Origin of the sequence: Streptomyces africanus, from assembly GCF_002150735.1 — a bacterium.
Classification (GTDB): domain Bacteria; phylum Actinomycetota; class Actinomycetes; order Streptomycetales; family Streptomycetaceae; genus Streptomyces; species Streptomyces africanus.
In genome coordinates, this window is sequence record NZ_MUKA01000024.1 from 1 (window position 1) to 19,978 (window position 19,978).

The 19,978-nt window shown below is 70.0% G+C and carries 17 protein-coding genes; all 17 read left to right on the forward strand.

The window, feature by feature from the left end:
- Positions 1 to 468 (forward strand): DALR anticodon-binding domain-containing protein (locus CCL05_RS04030; RefSeq protein ID WP_244204149.1); only part of this gene is annotated, 468 nt, incomplete at its 5' end.
- 16 nt (positions 469 to 484) lie between these two features.
- Complete coding sequence (gene lysA, locus CCL05_RS04035) at positions 485 to 1,876, forward strand: diaminopimelate decarboxylase (RefSeq protein WP_086559093.1); 1,392 nt, start codon at positions 485 to 487, stop codon at positions 1,874 to 1,876.
- Positions 1,877 to 2,029: 153 nt separating this feature from the next.
- A complete protein-coding gene (locus CCL05_RS04040; protein ID WP_167409502.1) occupies positions 2,030 to 3,322 on the forward strand; it encodes a homoserine dehydrogenase in 1,293 nt (430 codons plus the stop codon).
- A 6-nt stretch (positions 3,323 to 3,328) separates the two neighbouring features.
- On the forward strand, positions 3,329 to 4,387 hold the full coding sequence (thrC, locus tag CCL05_RS04045; protein ID WP_086559094.1) for a threonine synthase: 1,059 nt from the start codon (positions 3,329 to 3,331) through the stop codon (positions 4,385 to 4,387).
- 294 nt (positions 4,388 to 4,681) lie between these two features.
- Positions 4,682 to 5,611: a homoserine kinase gene (thrB, locus tag CCL05_RS04050; protein WP_086559095.1), complete on the forward strand. Its 930-nt coding sequence runs from the start codon at positions 4,682 to 4,684 to the stop codon at positions 5,609 to 5,611.
- 402 nt (positions 5,612 to 6,013) lie between these two features.
- Positions 6,014 to 8,047 carry a transcription termination factor Rho gene (gene rho, locus CCL05_RS04055; protein ID WP_086559096.1) on the forward strand — a complete coding sequence of 678 codons (2,034 nt, stop codon included), beginning with the start codon at positions 6,014 to 6,016 and terminating at the stop codon, positions 8,045 to 8,047.
- Between the two features lie 125 nt (positions 8,048 to 8,172).
- Complete coding sequence (locus tag CCL05_RS04060) at positions 8,173 to 9,966, forward strand: trypsin-like serine protease (RefSeq protein ID WP_167409503.1); 1,794 nt, start codon at positions 8,173 to 8,175, stop codon at positions 9,964 to 9,966.
- Between the two features lie 209 nt (positions 9,967 to 10,175).
- The gene (locus CCL05_RS04065) at positions 10,176 to 11,312 is read left to right on the forward strand and encodes an LCP family protein (protein WP_086559097.1); all 1,137 of its coding nucleotides are present in this window, start codon (positions 10,176 to 10,178) and stop codon (positions 11,310 to 11,312) included.
- A gap of 139 nt (positions 11,313 to 11,451) precedes the next feature.
- Positions 11,452 to 11,673, forward strand: a complete 222-nt coding sequence (gene rpmE, locus CCL05_RS04070; RefSeq protein WP_010040182.1) for a 50S ribosomal protein L31 — start codon at positions 11,452 to 11,454, stop codon at positions 11,671 to 11,673.
- 292 nt (positions 11,674 to 11,965) lie between these two features.
- On the forward strand, positions 11,966 to 13,042 hold the full coding sequence (gene prfA, locus CCL05_RS04075) for a peptide chain release factor 1 (RefSeq protein ID WP_086559098.1): 1,077 nt from the start codon (positions 11,966 to 11,968) through the stop codon (positions 13,040 to 13,042).
- A gap of 77 nt (positions 13,043 to 13,119) precedes the next feature.
- Positions 13,120 to 13,959 carry a peptide chain release factor N(5)-glutamine methyltransferase gene (gene prmC, locus CCL05_RS04080; RefSeq protein WP_086559099.1) on the forward strand — a complete coding sequence of 280 codons (840 nt, stop codon included), beginning with the start codon at positions 13,120 to 13,122 and terminating at the stop codon, positions 13,957 to 13,959.
- Positions 13,960 to 14,017: 58 nt separating this feature from the next.
- Positions 14,018 to 14,665, forward strand: coding sequence for an L-threonylcarbamoyladenylate synthase (locus tag CCL05_RS04085; protein ID WP_020272587.1), 648 nt, complete (start codon positions 14,018 to 14,020; stop codon positions 14,663 to 14,665).
- Complete coding sequence (locus CCL05_RS04090; RefSeq protein WP_086559100.1) at positions 14,662 to 15,342, forward strand: arsenate reductase/protein-tyrosine-phosphatase family protein; 681 nt, start codon at positions 14,662 to 14,664, stop codon at positions 15,340 to 15,342. The genes CCL05_RS04085 and CCL05_RS04090 overlap by 4 nt, the downstream gene beginning before the upstream one ends.
- Before the next feature lie 71 nt (positions 15,343 to 15,413).
- Positions 15,414 to 16,652: a serine hydroxymethyltransferase gene (locus CCL05_RS04095; RefSeq protein ID WP_086559101.1), complete on the forward strand. Its 1,239-nt coding sequence runs from the start codon at positions 15,414 to 15,416 to the stop codon at positions 16,650 to 16,652.
- A gap of 129 nt (positions 16,653 to 16,781) precedes the next feature.
- Positions 16,782 to 18,125 carry an MraY family glycosyltransferase gene (locus CCL05_RS04100; protein ID WP_086559102.1) on the forward strand — a complete coding sequence of 448 codons (1,344 nt, stop codon included), beginning with the start codon at positions 16,782 to 16,784 and terminating at the stop codon, positions 18,123 to 18,125.
- A 349-nt stretch (positions 18,126 to 18,474) separates the two neighbouring features.
- Positions 18,475 to 18,912 carry a Cg1360 family ATP-synthase-associated protein gene (locus CCL05_RS04105; RefSeq protein WP_086559103.1) on the forward strand — a complete coding sequence of 146 codons (438 nt, stop codon included), beginning with the start codon at positions 18,475 to 18,477 and terminating at the stop codon, positions 18,910 to 18,912.
- A gap of 225 nt (positions 18,913 to 19,137) precedes the next feature.
- Entirely contained in the window at positions 19,138 to 19,956 is an 819-nt protein-coding gene (gene atpB, locus CCL05_RS04110) for a F0F1 ATP synthase subunit A (protein WP_483025068.1), read from the forward strand.
- The last annotated feature ends 22 nt before the right edge of the window (positions 19,957 to 19,978 follow it).

Here is a 19,978-nt window from a genome sequence, read left to right on the forward strand (position 1 = left end):
GACCCCCTGCCCCTCGGCCGCGATGCCGCCCGCTGGGCGCTGCTGTACCCGGCCGTCCACGACCGGCCCCGGATCCCCGGCGATCATCTGGTCCAGCGGGAGGCCAACCCTCTCTTCCGCGTCCGGTACGCCCACGCCCGCACCCGGGCGCTCCTGCGCAACGCCTCCGACCTGGGCTTCCATCCCGAGCCCGGCCCCGTGAGCGACGCGGAGGCACTGCTCGCCGCACTCGGCGACCACCCCCGCGTCCTCGCCGTCACGGCCACCCACCGCGGTCCCGACCGCCTGGCCCGGCATCTCGTCACCGTCGCCGATGCCGTGCTGCCCCTGCTCCCCGCCGTGCTGCCCCTCGGCGACGAGAAACCCTCGGCCGCCCACCGTGCCCGGCTCGCCCTCGCCGAAGCCGCCGGGACGGTGCTGGCCGGTGGCCTGTCCCTGCTCGGCATCGACGCACCCGACCACCTCTGAGAGACGCATACCGATCATGAGCCGTTCCGCCCACCCCGCCGGGCCCCGTCACGCCGACGTCCTCCCCGAGGGCCACTACTCGGCCCCGCCCGCCGACCTCAACGTCCTGGACCCCAAGGTCTGGGCGCAGACCGTGACGCGTGACGAGGACGGTGTCGCCACCGTCGGGGGGATCCCCGTCACGCGGCTCGCCGAGGAGTTCGGCACCCCGGCCTACTTCCTCGACGAGGCCGACTTCCGGGCCCGCGCGCGTGCGTGGCGCACCGCGTTCGGGACCGGCGCCGACGTCTTCTACGCCGGCAAGGCGTTCCTGTCCCGTGCCGTCGTGCGCTGGCTGCACGAGGAGGGGCTGAACGTCGACGTGTGCTCCGGCGGCGAGCTGACCACCGCCCTGTCCGCCGGCATGCCCGCCGAGCGCATCGCCTTCCACGGCAACAACAAGTCCGTCGACGAGATCACCCGCGCGATCGAGGCCGGCGTGGGGCACATCGTGCTCGACTCCTTCCAGGAGATCGCCCGCGTCGCCCACATCGCGCAGAGCCTCGGCACGCGGCAGAAGGTCCTGATCCGGATCACGGTCGGCGTCGAGGCCCACACGCACGAGTTCATCGCCACGGCCCACGAGGACCAGAAGTTCGGCATCCCGCTGGCCGGCGGGCAGGCCGCCGAGGCCGTACGCCGTGCCCTCCAGCTCGACGGGCTCGAAGTCGTCGGCATCCACAGCCACATCGGCTCGCAGATCTTCGACATGTCCGGGTTCGAGGTCGCCGCCCACCGAGTGGTCGGGCTGCTGAAGGACATCCGCGACGAGCACGGCGTCGAGCTGCCCGAGATCGACCTCGGCGGCGGGCTCGGGATCGCGTACACGAGTGACGACGACCCGCGCGAGCCGCACGAGATCGCAAAGGCGCTCACCGAGATCGTCAGCCGGGAGTGCGAGGCCGCCCGGCTGCGCACGCCGCGCATCTCCGTCGAGCCGGGCCGCGCCATCGTCGGCCCGACCGCCTTCACGCTCTACGAGGTCGGCACCATCAAGCCGCTCGACGGGCTGCGGACGTACGTCTCCGTCGACGGCGGCATGTCGGACAACATCCGCACCGCGCTGTACGACGCCGAGTACAGCGTCGCGCTGGTCTCCCGCACCTCCGACGCCGAGCCGATGCTCGCCCGGGTGGTCGGCAAGCACTGCGAGAGCGGGGACATCGTGGTCAGGGACGCGTTCCTGCCGGCCGACCTGGCACCGGGTGACCTCATCGCCGTGCCGGCCACGGGCGCCTACTGCCGGTCCATGGCCAGCAACTACAACCACCTGCTGCGTCCGCCGGTCGTCAGCGTGCGGGACGGCGAGGCCCGGGTGATCGTCCGCCGCGAGACGGAGGAGGACCTGCTGCGTCTCGACGTCGGCTGAGCGAGAAGCCGAAGGGCACGGGGCGGAAGATCTCCTGTCTTCCGCCCCCGTACACATGAAATAGACATCTCACGATCCGGACCGGGGGCAGAAACTCCCGTCCGGTGAGTGAGACTGGTTCCACCGTAGAAGGTCATGAGGAGACGAGGTCGGATGATGCGTACGCGTCCGCTGAAAGTGGCGCTGCTGGGCTGTGGAGTGGTCGGCTCAGAGGTGGCGCGCATCATGACGACGCACGCCGACGACCTCACGGCCCGGATCGGGGCCCCGGTGGAACTGGCGGGCGTGGCCGTGCGGCGGCCCGACCGGGTCAGGGAGGGCATCGACCCGGCCCTCGTCACCACCGACGCCACCGCCCTCGTCAAACGCGGCGACATCGACGTCGTCGTGGAGGTGATCGGCGGCATCGAGCCCGCGCGGACCCTCATCACCACCGCCTTCGAGCACGGCGCCTCCGTCGTCTCCGCCAACAAGGCGCTGCTCGCCCAGGACGGGGCGGCCCTGCACGCCGCCGCCGAGGAGCACGACAAGGACCTCTACTACGAGGCCGCCGTCGCCGGTGCCATCCCGCTGATCCGGCCGCTGCGCGAGTCCCTCGCCGGCGACAAGATCAACCGGGTGATGGGCATCGTCAACGGCACCACCAACTTCATCCTCGACAAGATGGACTCGACGGGCGCCGGCTACCAGGAGGCCCTCGACGAGGCCACCGCCCTGGGGTACGCGGAGGCCGACCCGACCGCCGACGTCGAGGGCTTCGACGCCGCGGCCAAGGCCGCCATCCTCGCCGGTATCTCGTTCCACACGCGCGTGCGTCTCGACGACGTCTACCGCGAGGGCATGACCGAGGTGACGGCGGCCGACTTCGCCTCCGCGAAGGAGATGGGCTGCACCATCAAGCTGCTCGCCATCTGCGAGCGGGCCGCGGACGGGGCGTCCGTCACCGCGCGCGTGCATCCCGCGATGATCCCGCTGAATCACCCGCTGGCCTCCGTGCGCGGCGCCTACAACGCCGTGTTCGTCGAGTCCGACGCCGCCGGGCAGCTCATGTTCTACGGCCCCGGAGCGGGCGGTTCCCCCACGGCCTCGGCCGTGCTCGGCGACCTCGTCGCCGTCTGCCGCAACCGGATCGGCGGCGCGACCGGACCGGGTGAGTCCGCCTACGCCGCCCTGCCGGTGTCGCCGATGGGCGACGTGGTCACGCGCTACCACATCAGCCTCGATGTGGCCGACAAACCGGGCGTTCTCGCCCAGGTGGCGACCGTCTTCGCCGAGCACGGAGTCTCGATCGATACGGTTCGCCAATCGGGGAAGGACGGCGAGGCGTCCCTCGTCGTCGTCACGCACCGTGCGTCCGACGCCGCCCTCACCGGGACCGTCGAGGCGTTGCGCAAGCTCGACACCGTGCGTGGTGTCGCCAGCATCATGCGGGTTGAAGGAGAGTAACCAGCAATGACCCACCAGTGGCGCGGAATCATCGAGGAGTACCGGGACCGGCTTCCGGTCTCCGACACCACGCCGGTCGTGACGCTCCGTGAGGGCGGCACGCCGCTCGTGCCCGCGCAGGTGCTCTCCGAGCGCACGGGCTGCGAGGTCCACCTCAAGGTGGAGGGCGCGAATCCGACCGGGTCCTTCAAGGACCGCGGCATGACCATGGCCATCACGCGGGCCAAGGAGGAGGGCGCGCAGGCCGTCATCTGCGCCTCCACCGGCAACACGTCGGCCTCCGCCGCCGCGTACGCCGTGCGGGCCGGGATGGTCTGTGCCGTGCTCGTGCCGCAGGGCAAGATCGCGCTCGGCAAGATGGGCCAGGCCCTCGTGCACGGCGCGAAGATCCTCCAGGTCGACGGCAACTTCGACGACTGCCTCACGCTCGCGCGCGGCCTGAGCGACAACTACCCCGTGGCGCTGGTCAATTCGGTCAACCCGGTACGTATCGAGGGTCAGAAGACGGCCGCGTTCGAGATCGTGGACATGCTGGGCGACGCGCCCGACATCCACGTCCTGCCGGTGGGCAACGCGGGCAACATCACGGCCTATTGGAAGGGCTACCAGGAGTACGCCGCCGACGGCGTCGCCACCCGGGCCCCCCGCATGTGGGGCTTCCAGGCCTCCGGCAGCGCCCCGATCGTGCGCGGCGAGGTCGTCAAGGACCCGTCGACCATCGCCACCGCCATCCGCATCGGCAACCCGGCCTCCTGGCAGTACGCGCTCGCCGCGCGGGACGAGTCGGGCGGCTTCATCGACGAGGTGACGGACCGTGAGATCCTGCGCGCCTACCGGCTGTTGGCCTCGCAGGAGGGTGTCTTCGTCGAGCCGGCGTCCGCCGCGTCCGTCGCCGGTCTGCTGAAGGCCGCCGAGCAGGGCAAGGTCGACCCGGGGCAGCGGATCGTGTGCACCGTCACGGGCAACGGTCTGAAGGACCCCGACTGGGCCGTCGCCGGTGCCCCGCAGCCGGTCACCGTACCCGTCGACTCGGCGGCCGCCGCGGAGCGCCTCGGCCTGGTCTGACGTGCGCCGACGCGCCGGGCGCCGGTGTAACGCCCGACACGGTCCGGCGTAAGACGGCGCTTGCCCGGGGAGGTTCCCCACAGGGGGTGCACAGGGGGCTTACGACACGCATCGTGCGCCTCCTGTGCGCCCTATGTCGCCACAGAACCTTCCTTCGATAGGCTGTACTGAACCCGCCCGCCGCATATGCCGCGGAGCCGCGCCGTCTCCGCGGCCGCCAGGGTTCTCGTACACCATCGAATGTCCGTCCCACGTCATTCGACAATCACGCAGCTCAAGGAGAGTCATCGAGCGATGGCCGGTCCAGCGTTCCGCGCCGCCGCCGTCCGGGTGCGCGTCCCCGCCACCAGCGCCAACCTCGGCCCGGGCTTCGACGCCCTCGGCCTCGCGCTGGGGTTGTACGACGACGTGGTCGTCCGGGTGGCCGACTCCGGGCTGCACATCGACATCGCGGGTGAGGGCAGCGAGACACTCCCGCGCGACGAGCGGCACCTTCTCGTACGTTCCCTGCGCACCGCCTTCGATCTGCTGGGCGGACAGCCGCGCGGCCTGGAGATCGTCTGCGCCAACCGCATTCCGCACGGCCGGGGCCTGGGCTCCTCCTCGGCCGCCATCTGCGCTGGCATCGTCGCCGCCCGCGCCGTGACCATAGGCGCCGAGGCCAAGCTCGACGACACGGCGCTGCTGGAGCTCGCCACCGAGATCGAGGGCCACCCCGACAACGTCGCCGCGTGTCTGCTGGGCGGCTTCACGCTGTCCTGGCTGGAGGGCGGCGCGGCCCGGGCGATCAGGATGGAGCCCGCCGATTCCATCGTTCCGGTGGTTTTCGTACCCGGAAAGCCGGTACTCACCGAAACCGCGCGCGGCCTGCTCCCGCGCACCGTGCCGCATGTCGACGCGGCCACCAACGCGGGCCGGGCCGCTCTGCTCGTCGAGGCGATGACCCGGCGTCCCGAGCTGCTGCTGCCCGCCACCGAGGACCGCCTGCACCAGGAGTACCGCGCCCCGGCCATGCCCGAGAGTGCGGCGCTGGTGGAGCGGCTGCGGGGCGAGGGCGTCCCCGCGGTGATCTCCGGCGCCGGCCCGACGGTCATGGCGCTGGCCGACGCGGGCACCGCCGACAAGGTCGAGGCACTGGCGGGCGCGGACTGGGCCGCCAACCGGCTGAGCCTCGATCCGCAGGGCGCGGTCGTGCTGCCGCTCGCGACCTCCAGTGACATTTGACAGCGCACGGTTGCCGGATTTGGAGAGGGGGAATGTTTGTTGGATCCGGTAGTGTTAACCTCAAGTCTGCACCCGACCCCACCATGGCGAGGTGCCTCGTGTCCCCGTCCGGGACAGACATTCTTCCGGGAGCCCCCCACGCCGCACTGTGTTCCGTACGTCGGCTCGTACGCCGTACAAGGACACTGAGCGGGGCGCAGGGCACGCTCCGGAACCGGTGCGACCACGCCGCGTGACACTGACACTGGGTGCCACGGCATACGGAAGCGCCATCACCAGATTCCTCCGCCGCTGAGGCGGACCACCGCCCCGGCACGGTTCACACCACACGGACCGAAGCCGGACAGCACAACCGGTCGCCGAGCCAGACAGGCCGACGTCCGCTCCAGGGAAGGACCCTTCGTGAGCGACACCACCGATCTGATGGGCGCACGTGTCGAGGAGACCGCTGCCGCGCCCGCCACGGACGCCTCCGCGCCTGCCACCGGTGCCGGCTCCCGGCGGCGCCGCGGTACCGGCCTCGAGGGCATGGTGCTGGCCGAGCTGCAACAGGTCGCATCCGGCCTCGGTATCAGGGGCACCGCGCGTATGCGCAAGAGCCAGCTGATCGAGGTCATCAAGGAGGCGCAGGCGTCCGGCGGCGCCGCCCCGGCCGCGAAGGCCGAGGCCCCCGCCGAGACCAAGCCGAAGCGCCGCGCCACCTCCCGGAGCCGTACGGGGGACAACGCCGAGAAGGCGGAGAAGAAGGCGGACGCGAAGCAGGCCCCCGAGGCCCCCGCCGAGAAGGCCGTGGCCCAGCAGCAGATCGAGATTCCCGGCCAGCCCGCCAGTGACGATGCGCCCGCCGAGCGCCGCCGTCGCCGGGCCACCGCCGACGCCGGTTCCCCGGCCGGCGCTCCCGAGACGGTCGCCGCCGAAGCGAAGAACGAGGCGAAGAACGAGTCCAAGGGCGACTCGCAGCAGCAGCAGCCGCAGCAGCAGTCCCAGAACGACGCCAAGTCCGACGGGGGCGAGGGCGGCGAGGGCCGTCGCCGCGACCGCCGGGACCGCGGCCGGGACAGGGACCGCGACGGCGGCCGCGACCGCGATCGCCGTGGCAACAAGGGCGACGACCAGCAGGGCGGCCAGCGCGGCCAGCAGAACCAGCAGCAGGGCGGCGGCCGCCAGGACCGTGACCGTCAGCAGGATGACGACGACTTCGAGGGCGGCCGGCGCGGCCGTCGCGGGCGGTACCGCGACCGCCGTGGCCGCCGTGGCCGCGACGACATCGCCTCCGAGCCGCAGATCGCCGAGGACGACGTCCTGATCCCCGTCGCGGGCATCCTGGACATCCTCGACAACTACGCCTTCATCCGCACGTCCGGCTACCTGCCCGGCCCGAACGACGTGTACGTCTCCCTCGCCCAGGTCCGCAAGAACGGCCTGCGCAAGGGCGACCACATCACCGGTGCGGTCCGTCAGCCGAAGGAAGGCGAGCGCCGCGAGAAGTTCAACGCGCTGGTGCGCCTGGACTCGGTCAACGGCATGGCGCCCGAACACGGCCGTGGCCGCCCGGAGTTCAACAAGCTCACCCCGCTGTACCCGCAGGACCGCCTCCGTCTGGAGACGGACCCGGGCGTCCTCACCACCCGCATCATCGACCTGGTCTCGCCCATCGGCAAGGGCCAGCGCGGTCTGATCGTGGCCCCGCCGAAGACCGGCAAGACCATGATCATGCAGGCGATCGCCAACGCGATCACGCACAACAACCCCGAGTGCCACCTGATGGTCGTCCTCGTCGACGAGCGTCCGGAAGAGGTCACCGACATGCAGCGGTCGGTCAAGGGCGAGGTCATCTCCTCGACCTTCGACCGCCCCGCCGAGGACCACACGACGGTCGCGGAGCTCGCCATCGAGCGCGCCAAGCGGCTGGTCGAGCTGGGTCACGACGTGGTCGTCCTGCTGGACTCCATCACGCGTCTGGGCCGTGCGTACAACCTCGCCGCCCCGGCCTCCGGCCGCATCCTCTCCGGTGGTGTCGACTCGACGGCGCTGTACCCGCCGAAGCGCTTCTTCGGTGCCGCGCGCAACATCGAGGACGGTGGCTCGCTCACCATCCTGGCGACGGCTCTCGTCGACACCGGCTCCCGCATGGACGAGGTGATCTTCGAGGAGTTCAAGGGCACCGGCAACGCGGAGCTCAAGCTCGACCGGAAGCTCGCGGACAAGCGCATCTTCCCGGCGGTGGACGTCGACGCGTCCGGCACCCGTAAGGAAGAGATCCTGCTCGCCAGCGACGAGCTCTCCATCGTCTGGAAGCTGCGCCGGGTGCTGCACGCCCTCGACCAGCAGCAGGCCGTCGAACTGCTCCTCGACAAGATGAAGCAGACGAAGTCGAACGCCGAGTTCCTGATGCAGATCCAGAAGACCACTCCGACGCCGGGCAACGGCGACTGAGGTAAGCACTGCGTAAGAGGGCCGCTCCCGGAAACGGGGGCGGCCCTTCGTGCTGTTCGGGTGCGGGTAGGATCACGCTCTCTTCGAACATGTGATCCCGAGGGGGGACATTCGTGGGTAGAACCATGCCTGGGGGCGGTCGGCACAGACGCCGGATACGCATCGCCCTTCCCGTCGCCGCGGCCGGTGTGGCCGCCGCAGTGGCCGCCGCGCTGCTGACGACGTCCGCCGGAGCGGCCACCGCACTGCCGCAGCCGACGGTCAAGCCCGCCACCACCTCGCCGTCGCTCGCCGAGCTGGAGAAGCGCGTCGCGGGCGCCATGGCCGGCGACGACGTCGCGGGCAGGACGAACAAGGCGTCGCTGAGCGCGAGCACCGACACGAGCCCGTCCGCCATCGACCCGAAGATCATCGGTGGCAGCGAGACGACCATCACCTCGGCCCCGTGGATGGCGCAGCTCCACTACTACGACGACCGGGGCACCTCGACCACCAGCGACGACATCGGCTTCTTCTGCGGCGGCGCCGTCGTCGCGCCGACGAAGATCCTCACCGCCTCGCACTGCGTCAAGGGCTACGACTGGCACGCCAACGGCGCCATCGTCACCGGCACCTCCCAGCTGCCCTCGGCCGACGGCACCGACGTGCACGGCGGCACCGTCACGGGCGTCTGGCGACAGTGGAACCACCCGTCGTACAACGCGACGACCATCGACAACGACATCGCGGTGCTCACCCTGCCCGTCCCGGTGAAGGCCACGCCGATCCGCATGACGACGTCCGGCGACACCACGTCGTACCAGGCCGGCACCAGCGCCAAGGTCTACGGCTGGGGCCGCACCAGCTCCACCAGCGACGACATCTCCGAGACGCTGAAGACGGCCACACTGCCCGTCCAGTCCGACACCACCTGCGCCGGCGCGTACGGCAGCGATTTCATCAAGGGCCACATGGTCTGCGCGGGCCAGCCCGCCACCGGCAGCGACACCGGTACCACCACCGCCTGCAACGGCGACTCCGGCGGGCCGCTGGTCGTGAACAACCGGATCGTCGGTGTCGTCTCCTGGGGCGTGACGGACTGCGTCGCCAAGGGCGCCTACAGCGTCTTCAGCAAGGTCAGCGCCTACGCCGGCGCCGCCTACCCGCGCCTGGACGACACCAACATCAGCGGTGACCACAAGGCCGACCTGTGGGTGCGCAACGCCTCGACCAAGACGGGCTACTCCAAGGACTCCAAGGGCACGTCCTTCGCCGCCCGCGAGTCCTGGGGCAACTGGAACGGCTTCAACACCGTCCTCCAGACGGACTTCGACCGGGACGGCTACCAGGACCTGGTCTACCGGCGCAGCAGCGACGGCGACGTCTTCTGGACCCACTACGTGATCTCCACGGGCACCTGGTCCACCAAGCAGATCGCCGACAACTGGAAGACCCGCACCCGCATCATCACCCCCGGTGACGTCACCGGCGACTACCTGCCCGACCTGCTCTCCGTCGACTCGGCGGGCGTGCTGTGGATCTACCCGGGCAAGGGCAACGGCACCTTCTCGCCCCGCGTCAAGGTGAGCTCCGGCTGGAACCAGTACAACTCCGTGCGCGGCCACGGCGACTTCACCGGGGACGGCAAGACCGACCTGATCGCCCGCAGCGCGTCGGGCAGCTACATGTACCTGTACAAGGGCACCGGCAAGGCCGGCTCGGGCGCCTTCTCGGCCCGGGTCAAGGTGCGCACCTGGAGCGGCTACAACGCCTTCGACGCCACCGGCGACATCACCGGCGACGGCAAGGCCGACTTCCTGGCCCGCACCCCCGGCGGGACGCTCTACCTGTACCCGGGCACCGGCAAGGCGACCAGCGAGATCTTCGCCACAAGGATCTCTGTCGGTACCGATTTCAAGCAGTACGACATCTTCGGCTGAAACCGCAGGTGAGCGAGGTACCCCTCGCCGACACGAACACACACTGTGCCCACCGTCCCACGCGGTGGGCACAGTCCGTTGTGCAACCCTTTCCCGAGTTTCTCCGTCTGACCAGGCGGAGTGACGATGGTGCCAGGAGGAAGTCCCCGACCGAGCACGCCTGGCACTGACCGCAGGGGGTAACCGACCGTAGACGAGCTGAGGAGCACATGTCCGCCGAGAGCACGCCGGGTCCGGGTATACCGGGCGATACCGGCACCACCGGGCCGCGCCACCGCGCCAAGGGCCGACGCCGCAAGCCCCCCAAGCGCCACAAGGCCCTGATGGTGACGGCCTGGACCGCTGCGGGCATCGTCGCCGTGGGCGGCGCCGGGGCGGGGTACGTGTACTTCAAGCTCAACGGCAACCTCAAGAGCGTCGACATCGACCAGGCCCTCGGCACGGACCGGCCCAAGAAGGCCGACAACGGCTCGCAGAACATCCTCGTCCTCGGCTCCGACACCCGTGCCGGCGGCAACAAGAAGCTCGGCGGCGGCACCGACGACGGCAGCGCCCGCTCCGACACGGCGATGATCGTGCACGTCTACAAGGGGCACAAGAAGGCCAGCGTGGTCTCCATCCCGCGCGACACCCTCATCGACCGGCCCGCGTGCACGGACACCAAGGGCAAGGAGTATCCCGCCGCCAACGGCGTGATGTTCAACTCCGCGTACTCCACCGGCGGGGCCGCCTGCGCCGTGAAGACCGTCGAGTCGATCACCGACCTGCGCATGGACCACTACCTGGAGGTCGACTTCGCCGGCTTCCAGAAGCTCATCGACGACCTCGGCGGCGTCGAGATCACCACGACCAAGAACATCGACGACCCCGACAGCCACCTGAAGCTGAAGGCCGGCACCCACAGACTCGACGGCGAGCAGGCCCTCGGCCTGGTCCGCACCCGGCACGGTGTCGGCGACGGCTCCGACCTCGGCCGCATCCAGCTCCAGCAGGCCTTCATCAAGGCCCTGGTCAACCAGGTCAAGGACGTCGGCGTCTTCACGAACCCGAAGAAGCTGCTCGACCTCGCGGAGACCGCGACCAAGACGGTGACGGCCGACTCCGACCTCGGCTCGGTCAACAAGCTCGCGTCCTTCGCGGGCGGCCTCAAGGGCATCACCCCGTCCCACATGCACATGGTCACGATGCCGGTGGCCTACGACCCGGCCGACCCCAACCGGGTCCTGCTCCAGGAGAAGAAGGCCGACGAGATCTGGAAGGCCCTGAAGAACGACAAGCCGATCCCCGAGAGCGCGACGAAGGGCACGGCGACGGGTGAAGCCCAGGGTGTCGTGAGCGGCCGGTAAGGGACACGGGGAACAAACGACGGCAACCCCCGGTTTTGGGGGATGGCCCCAGTCCTGGCAGACTGGTACGTCGGCCCCGGTTCACGCTCCCGCACCCCGCGGCAGCGACCCGGCGCCCTCCCGAAACCTAGGAGACACCTTGAAGCGCGACATCCACCCCGCGTACGTCGAGACGCAGGTCAGCTGCACCTGCGGCGCGTCGTTCACCACTCGCAGCACCATCGAGTCCGGCGCGATCCGTGCCGATGTGTGCTCCGAGTGCCACCCGTTCTACACGGGCAAGCAGAAGATCCTCGACACCGGTGGCCGCGTGGCCCGCTTCGAGGCCCGCTTCGGCAAGGCCGCCGGCTCCAAGAAGTAGCGAGCCCCCTAGGGCCTGCCCGGCGGATCCTGTCGGAGACGCGGGGCCTGGCACGCACATCTGCGGCGTTGTCGTCAGTCGCCGACGCTCCGCGTCGACTCCTTCCTCCGCCTTGCAGCTGCACGCACCAGGCCCCGCTCACCGGCACTGACGGGTACGGCGGATTTCCTCCGACCTGATCCGCCGGGCAGGCCCTAGCGCCGGTCCACGGACGCGCCCCCTCACCGGGCGCTCCGGGACCGGCGTTTTTGGTCGCCCGCCCTTCACCCCCGTCCCTGCACAGGAGCCCAAGATGTTCGAGGCCGTCGAGGAACTCGTCGCCGAGCACGCCGACCTGGAGAAGAAGCTCGCCGACCCGTCGGTTCACAACGACCAGGCCAACGCGCGCAAGCTGAACAAGCGTTACGCCGAGCTCACCCCGATCGTCGCCACGTACCGCTCCTGGACGCAGACGGGCGACGACATCGAGACCGCGCGTGAATTCGCCGCCGACGACCCCGACTTCGTGGCCGAGGTCAAGGAGCTGGAGCAGCGGCGCGAGGAGCTGACCGAGAAGCTGCGCCTGCTCCTCGTCCCGCGCGATCCCAGCGACGACAAGGACGTCATCCTCGAGATCAAGGCGGGCGCGGGCGGCGACGAGTCGGCCCTGTTCGCCGGCGACCTGCTGCGCATGTACCTGCGGTACGCCGAGCGCGTGGGCTGGAAGACCGAGATCATCGACGCCACCGAGTCCGAGCTGGGCGGCTACAAGGACGTCCAGGTGGCCGTGAAGACCAAGGGCGGCCAGGGCGCGACGGAGCCCGGACAGGGTGTGTGGGCCCGCCTGAAGTACGAGGGCGGCGTGCACCGCGTGCAGCGCGTCCCCGCCACCGAGTCCCAGGGCCGTATCCACACCTCCGCCGCCGGTGTGCTGGTCACGCCCGAGGCCGAGGAGGTCGACGTCGAGATCAATCCGAACGACCTGCGCATCGACGTCTACCGCTCCTCCGGACCGGGCGGGCAGTCCGTCAACACCACCGACTCCGCCGTGCGCATCACGCACATCCCGACCGGAGTCGTCGCCTCCTGCCAGAACGAGAAGAGCCAGTTGCAGAACAAGGAGCAGGCACTGCGTATCCTGCGGTCCAGGCTCCTCGCAGCCGCGCAGGAGGAAGCGGAGAGGAACGCCGCCGACGCCCGCCGCAGCCAGGTCCGCACCGTCGACCGCTCCGAGAAGATCCGTACGTACAACTACCCGGAGAACCGCCTCTCGGACCACCGTGTCGGCTTCAAGGCGTACAACCTGGACCAGGTCCTGGACGGCGACCTCGACGCGGTGATCCAGGCCTGTGTCGACGCGGACTCGGCTGCCAAGCTGGCCGCCGCGTAAGGACACGTAGGAGTACCGAGTACCGGAGGAGTTGCGTGCAGCAGTCATTTGGGGGGCGACCCCCAAGCCCCCGCAGCGTGCTGCTCGCGGAGGTGGCCCAGGCCACCCAGCGGCTCGCCGACGCCGGCGTGCCCTCGCCCCGCACCGACGCGGAGGAGCTCGCCGCGTTCGTGCACGGCGTCAAGCGCGGCGAGCTGCACTCCGTCAAGGACTCCGACTTCGACGCCCGCTACTGGGAGGTCATCGCCCGCCGCGAGGCCCGCGAGCCGCTCCAGCACATCACCGGGCGCGCCTACTTCCGGTACCTGGAACTCCAGGTCGGGCCCGGGGTGTTCGTGCCCCGGCCGGAGACGGAGTCCGTGGTCGGCTGGGCCATAGACGCCGTACGGGCCATGGACGTCGTCGAGCCGTGCATCGTCGATCTGTGCACCGGCTCCGGCGCCATCGCGCTCGCCCTCGCCCAGGAGGTGCCGCGCTCGCGCGTGCACGCCGTGGAGCTGTCCGAGGACGCCCTGAAGTGGACCCGCAAGAACGTGGAGGGGTCCAGGGTCGAGCTGCGCCAGGGAGACGCCCTGACGGCCTTCCCGGACCTCGACGGCCAGGTCGACCTGGTCATCTCCAACCCGCCGTACATCCCGCTCACCGAGTGGGAGTACGTCGCCCCCGAGGCGCGGGACCACGACCCCGGCCTGGCCCTGTTCTCCGGCGAGGACGGCCTCGACCTCATCCGCGGCCTGGAGCGCACCGCGCACCGGCTGCTGCGCCCCGGCGGTGTCGTGGTCGTGGAGCACGCCGACACCCAGGGCGGCCAGGTGCCGTGGATCTTCGCCGAGGACCGGGGCTGGACCGACGCCGCCGACCACCCGGACCTGAACAACCGCCCGCGTTTCGCCACGGCCCGCAAGGCGCTGCCGTGAGCGCGCGTTCTTCGCAGTCTTCATCCCAGCAGCACGTGTACGAGGAGGCCAGCTAAAGATGGCACGGCGATACGACACCAACGACGCGACCGACCGTGTGACCGGTCTGCGTGAGGCAGCGTCCGCCGTCCGCCGTGGCGAGCTCGTGGTGCTGCCGACGGACACGGTGTACGGCATCGGCGCCGACGCGTTCTCCTCGGAGGCGGTCGCCGACCTGCTGGAGGCCAAGGGCCGGGGCCGCAACATGCCCACCCCCGTCCTCATCGGCTCCCCGAACACGCTGCACGGGCTCGTCACGGACTTCTCGGAGCTGGCCTGGGAGCTGGTCGACGCCTTCTGGCCGGGCGCGCTGACGCTCGTCGCCAAGCACCAGCCGTCCCTCCAGTGGGACCTGGGCGACACCCGGGGCACGGTCGCCGTGCGCATGCCGCTGCACCCCGTCGCCATCGAGCTGCTGACGGAGGTGGGCCCGATGGCCGTCTCCTCCGCCAACCTGACCGGTCACCCGGCGCCGGAGGACTGTGACGCCGCGCAGGAGATGCTCGGCGACTCCGTCTCCGTCTACCTCGACGGCGGCCCGACCCCCGGCAACGTCCCGTCGTCGATCGTGGACGTGACCCGTGAGGTGCCGCTGCTGCTGCGCGCCGGCGCGCTCTCGGCGGAAGAGCTGCGAAAGGTCGTACCCGACCTCGAGGTGGCGAATTGACGGCCCCTGGAGCGGGGCGTGGCATAGGCAACGGGGAAAGCGCGGCGGAGATCACGACGACGTTCGTGGGGCTTCCGCGTGACAGCTTCCGCATCCTCCACGTCAGTACCGGCAACGTGTGCCGCTCGCCCATCACCGAGCGGCTGACCCGCCATTTCGTGAAGGAGCGGCTGGGGATCCTCGGCGGCGGGCTGATCGTGGAGAGCGCGGGCACCTGGGGCCACGAGGGCGCCCCCATGGAGGCCAACGCGGAGGCCGTGCTGGCCGACTTCGGCGCGGACGCCTCCGGCTTCACCGGGCGCGAACTCCTCGACGAGCACGTGGTCCGCGCCGACCTGGTGCTGACCGCCACCCGCGACCACCGGGCGCAGGTCATCTCCATGGGGCACTCGGCGGGCCTGCGGACGTTCACCCTCAAGGAGTTCACCCGCCTGGTGAAGGCCATCGACCCGGCGACCCTGCCGCCCCTGGAGGAGGGCGTGGTCACGCGCGCGCGTGCCCTGGTGCGTGCCGCGGCGGCTCTACGCGGGTGGCTGCTGGCCCCGACCGCCGAGGCGGACGAGGTGTACGACCCGTACGGGGCGCCCCTGACGTTCTTCCGGTCCATCGGGGACGAGATACACCAGGCACTCGATCCGGTCGTCACGGCCCTCACGGGCGTCCCCGCAAAGACGTAACGACCGCGCGCCCCGGGGGCCCCGGGCCTACATTGGACGTACGTCACCGTCGACGCCGCCCGGAGCCCACCATGACGGTCACCCCTGCCATCGAGGCCGACCTCCTGCGCCGCCAGGACCCCGAACTCGCCGACATCCTGCTCGGCGAGCGGGAGCGGCAGGCGACCACGCTCCAGCTGATCGCCGCCGAGAACTTCAGCTCGCCGGCCGTCCTGGCCGCGCTCGGCTCGCCGCTCGCCAACAAGTACGCCGAGGGCTACCCGGGAGCGCGGCACCACGGCGGCTGTGAGATCGCCGACGTCGCCGAACGCGTCGCCGTGGACCGGGCCAGGGCGCTGTTCGGCGCTGAGCACGCCAACGTCCAGTCCCACTCCGGCTCTTCGGCCGTCCTGGCCGCCTACGCAGCCCTGCTGCGCCCCGGCGACACCGTGCTCGCCCTCGGCCTGCCCTACGGCGGCCATCTCACCCACGGGTCGCCCGCGAACTTCTCGGGGCGCTGGTTCGACTTCGTCGGATACGGCGTGGAGGCCGAGTCCGGGCTGATGGACCACGAGCAGGTGCGCACCCTGGCGCGCACGCGCCGGCCCAAGGCGATCGTGTGCGGCTCGATCGCCTACCCGCGGCACATCGACTACGCGTTCTTCCGCGAGGTCGCCGACGAGGTGGGCGCGTATCTCGTCGCGGACGCCGCGCATCCCATCGGGCTGGTGGCCGGGGGAGCGGCGCCGAACCCGGTGCCGTACGCGGACATCGTCTGTGCGACGACTCACAAGGTGCTGCGGGGTCCGCGCGGCGGGATGATCCTGTGCCGGGCGGAGCTGGCCGAGCGGGTCGACCGGGCCGTGTTCCCTTTCACACAGGGTGGTGCGCAGATGCACACCATCGCGGCCAAGGCGGTCGCGTTCGGGGAGGCGGCAACTGCGGCGTTCGCCGTGTACGCCCATCAGGTGGTCGCCAATGCGAGGGTTCTCGCGGCCCGGCTGGCCGCCGAGGGCCTGGTCGTCACCACGGGCGGCACGGACACCCATCTGATCACCGCCGACCCGGCGCCGCTCGGCGTCGACGGCCGCACCGCCCGGGGCCGTCTCGCCGCGGCCGGCCTGGTCCTCGACTGCTGCGCGCTGCCGCACGGCGACGCCCGGGGACTCAGGCTGGGCACGGCCGCCGTCACCACGCAGGGCATGGGCGAGGCGGAGATGGCGCGGATCGCCAAGCTGCTCGCCGGGGTGCTCAGGGGCGTGACCGGGACCGCGAGGGCCCGTGAAGAAGTGCGGGAGCTGGCCGGTGGATTTCCGCCGTATCCGGCTTGAGTCGGGGTAAGCGCACCAGGGTGCACAGCTACTCGTGCAACCATCGTCGCTACCCGGAAGTCCCCACACATATGCGCGCATCGCTAGGGTGTGGGGCTGAGATGGCCAGCGAAACCTGTGGGGAAGCCCGTGCGTGAATACCTGCTGACGCTCTGCGTCACGGCCGCGGTGACGTATCTGCTGACAGGGCCGGTACGGAAGTTCGCGATCGTGGCCGGAGCGATGCCGGAGATCCGGGCACGTGACGTGCACCGGGAGCCCACTCCGCGGCTCGGCGGGATCGCCATGTTCTTCGGCCTGTGCGCGGGCCTGCTGGTCGCCGACCACCTGACCAACCTCAACCAGGTCTTCCAGGCCTCGAACGAACCCCGGGCGCTGCTGTCCGGGGCGGCCCTGATCTGGCTGATCGGTGTACTGGACGACAAGTTCGAGATCGACGCCCTGATCAAGCTGGGCGGCCAGATGATCGCCGCGGGCGTGATGGTCGTGCAGGGTCTGACGATCCTGTGGCTGCCGATCCCGGGCATCGGCTCGGTGGCGCTCACCCAGTGGCAGGGCACCCTGCTGACGGTGGCGCTGGTCGTCATCACGATCAACGCGGTCAACTTCGTCGACGGCCTGGACGGTCTCGCGGCCGGCATGGTCTGCATCGCGGCCACCGCGTTCTTCCTGTACGCCTACCGGATCTGGTACTCGTACGGCGTCGAGGCCGCCGCCCCCGCCACGCTCTTCTCGGCGATCCTGATGGGCATGTGCCTGGGCTTCCTGCCGCACAACATGCACCCGGCGCGGATCTTCATGGGCGACTCGGGGTCGATGCTGATCGGCCTGGTCCTGGCCGCGGGCGCGATCTCCGTCACGGGGCAGGTCGACCCGGACGCGCTCAACCTGTACGTCGGGTCGGAGAAGGAGGCCGTGCACCAGACGGTCCCCGTCTACATCCCGCTGCTGCTGCCGCTGACGATCATCGCGGTTCCGGCCGCCGACCTGATCCTGGCCATCGTGCGCCGCACCTGGCGCGGCCAGTCGCCGTTCGCCGCCGACCGCGGCCACCTGCACCACCGTCTGCTGGAGATCGGCCACTCGCACAGCCGGGCCGTGCTGATCATGTACTTCTGGTCGGCGCTGATCGCCTTCGGCGCGCTTGGCTACTCGGTCAACTCGGCGTCCATGTGGATCGTGCTCGGCGTCGTGTTCCTCAGCGCGATCGGCCTGGCGCTGCTCCTGCTGCCGCGCTTCACGCCGCGCGCCCCGCGCTGGATGGAGCGGTTCGTGCCGCCGCGCTACCGGCGCCGCGGGGTCCCGGCCCTGGCGCCCGACGCCTCGACGCCGGCGTCCGCAGCCGAGCAGGCGGCCCCGGTCGCGCCCGAGGACCGCGCCCCGGTGGTGTCCGGCGTCTCAGGAGCCAACGGAGCCACAGCCCTCGGCGCACGCTCGCGTCTGGCGGACCGGCGCAAGGCCGGGACTCCGTAAGAACCGGGTCTCCGTAAGAACGTGGACAAGGTAAGAACCGGGGCAAGGTAAGAATCTGACTAGAGCATTGCCAAGTCGTGGGGTTGTGATGGGGGTGCGAAGCGCCCCAATACCAGACAAGTCGGCGCCGTTCCTGCACAGACGCGCGCCTTCACTCTCATGTGTGACAGCCCGCACACCTTCAGGTAAAGACTGCATCAAATAGTTTGTGATACGGTTCACGAGAACCTCCCGGATAGAGCCGAAGGACCGCAGTGCGACGGTCCATTGGTGTGAGGTCTCCACTCAGCCCGGGACTACGCTCGTCCATGACGACACCCCTGCCCCCTGCGAAAGCGGAGTTGCCGCCATGCCGTCCAATGACGCCCGGAACCTTCTGCAGTGCGCTGCGCCCACAGCGGCTGCCGGTGTGGTCGCCGTCGCCGTCAGCGGCGTGGTGGCCGGAGGCAAGGGAGCCCTCGGAGCCGCCGTCGGCGCGGCGTTGGCCATCCTCTTCATGGGGGTCGGTCTGTACGTCCTCCAGCGAACGGCGAAAACGCTCCCGCAGTTGTTCCAGGCCATGGGGCTGATGCTCTACACGGCCCAGTTGCTGCTGCTCCTGATTTTCGTCGCCCTCTTCAAGGACACCTCATTCTTCAACGCGAGGGCGTTCGCCGCCGGCCTCGTCGTCGCGACCGTCGTGTGGATGGCTGCGCAGGCTCGTGCGCACATGAAGGCCAAGATCTTCTACATCGACCCGGACTCCGAGAAGAGTGAGAAGCCCGAGAAGACCGGGTCCCCGTCGTGACGAGTAGGGGCGCGATAAAGAGCACTCGGAACTCCTGCTATCGTCCGGTGCCAACTGCGGCATCGCGGGCGCGGGCATCTGAGCTGACGCCTGCTCGAACGCGAGGCTCGATGCCCCTCAGCCGCCCCCACATCCGTAACACCAGTCCGGTGCCGACCCGCGGCTGCGCGCCGCGCCGACACAACGAGGTTGCCGTACCCATGCGTCACGCCGAAGGAGCCCGCGGTGAGTGCTGACCAGACCCAGCTCGCCTTTGACTGGAGCTGTCGGATCATGTCCGACAACGGGTGTGGTTTTCCGGCTCCGGGCCTGCACTCGTTCCTCTTCAAGCCGCTCGCCACGGTCGGGGGGTTCGAGTTCAACAAGGTGATGCTCCTTGCCATCATCACCACCATTCTCATCATCGGCTTCTTCTACGCGGCCTTCGGCAAGGCCAAGGTGGTGCCGGGCAAGCTGCAGATGGTCGGTGAAGCCGGATACGACTTCGTCCGCCGCGGCATCGTCTACGAGACCCTCGGAAAGAAGGAGGGCGAGAAGTACGTACCGTTCATGGTCTCGCTGTTCTTCTTCATCTGGATCATGAACATCTGGTCCGTGGTCCCGCTGGCGCAGTTCCCGGTCTCGTCGATCATCGCGTTCCCGGCGGTCCTGGCCGCGATCGTCTACGTGACCTGGGTGTCGCTGACCTTCAAGCGGCACGGTTTCGTCGGGTTCTTCAAGAACGTCACGGGCTACGACAAGTCGCTCGGCCCGGTGCTGCCGCTCGTGATGGTCATCGAGTTCTTCTCGAACCTGCTCGTCCGGCCGTTCACGCACGCGGTGCGACTGTTCGCCAACATGTTCGCCGGCCACCTGATGCTGGTCATGTTCACCGTCGCCTCCTGGTACCTCCTGAACAGCTGGATGGTCCCGGCGGCCGGTGTCTCCTTCGTGATGACCATCGCCATGATCGGCTTCGAGCTTTTCGTGCAGGCCGTCCAGGCGTACGTCTTCGTACTCCTCGCCTGCACGTACATCCAGGGCGCTCTCGCCGAGCACCACTGAGCCCCACCCCACCCCGGTCGTC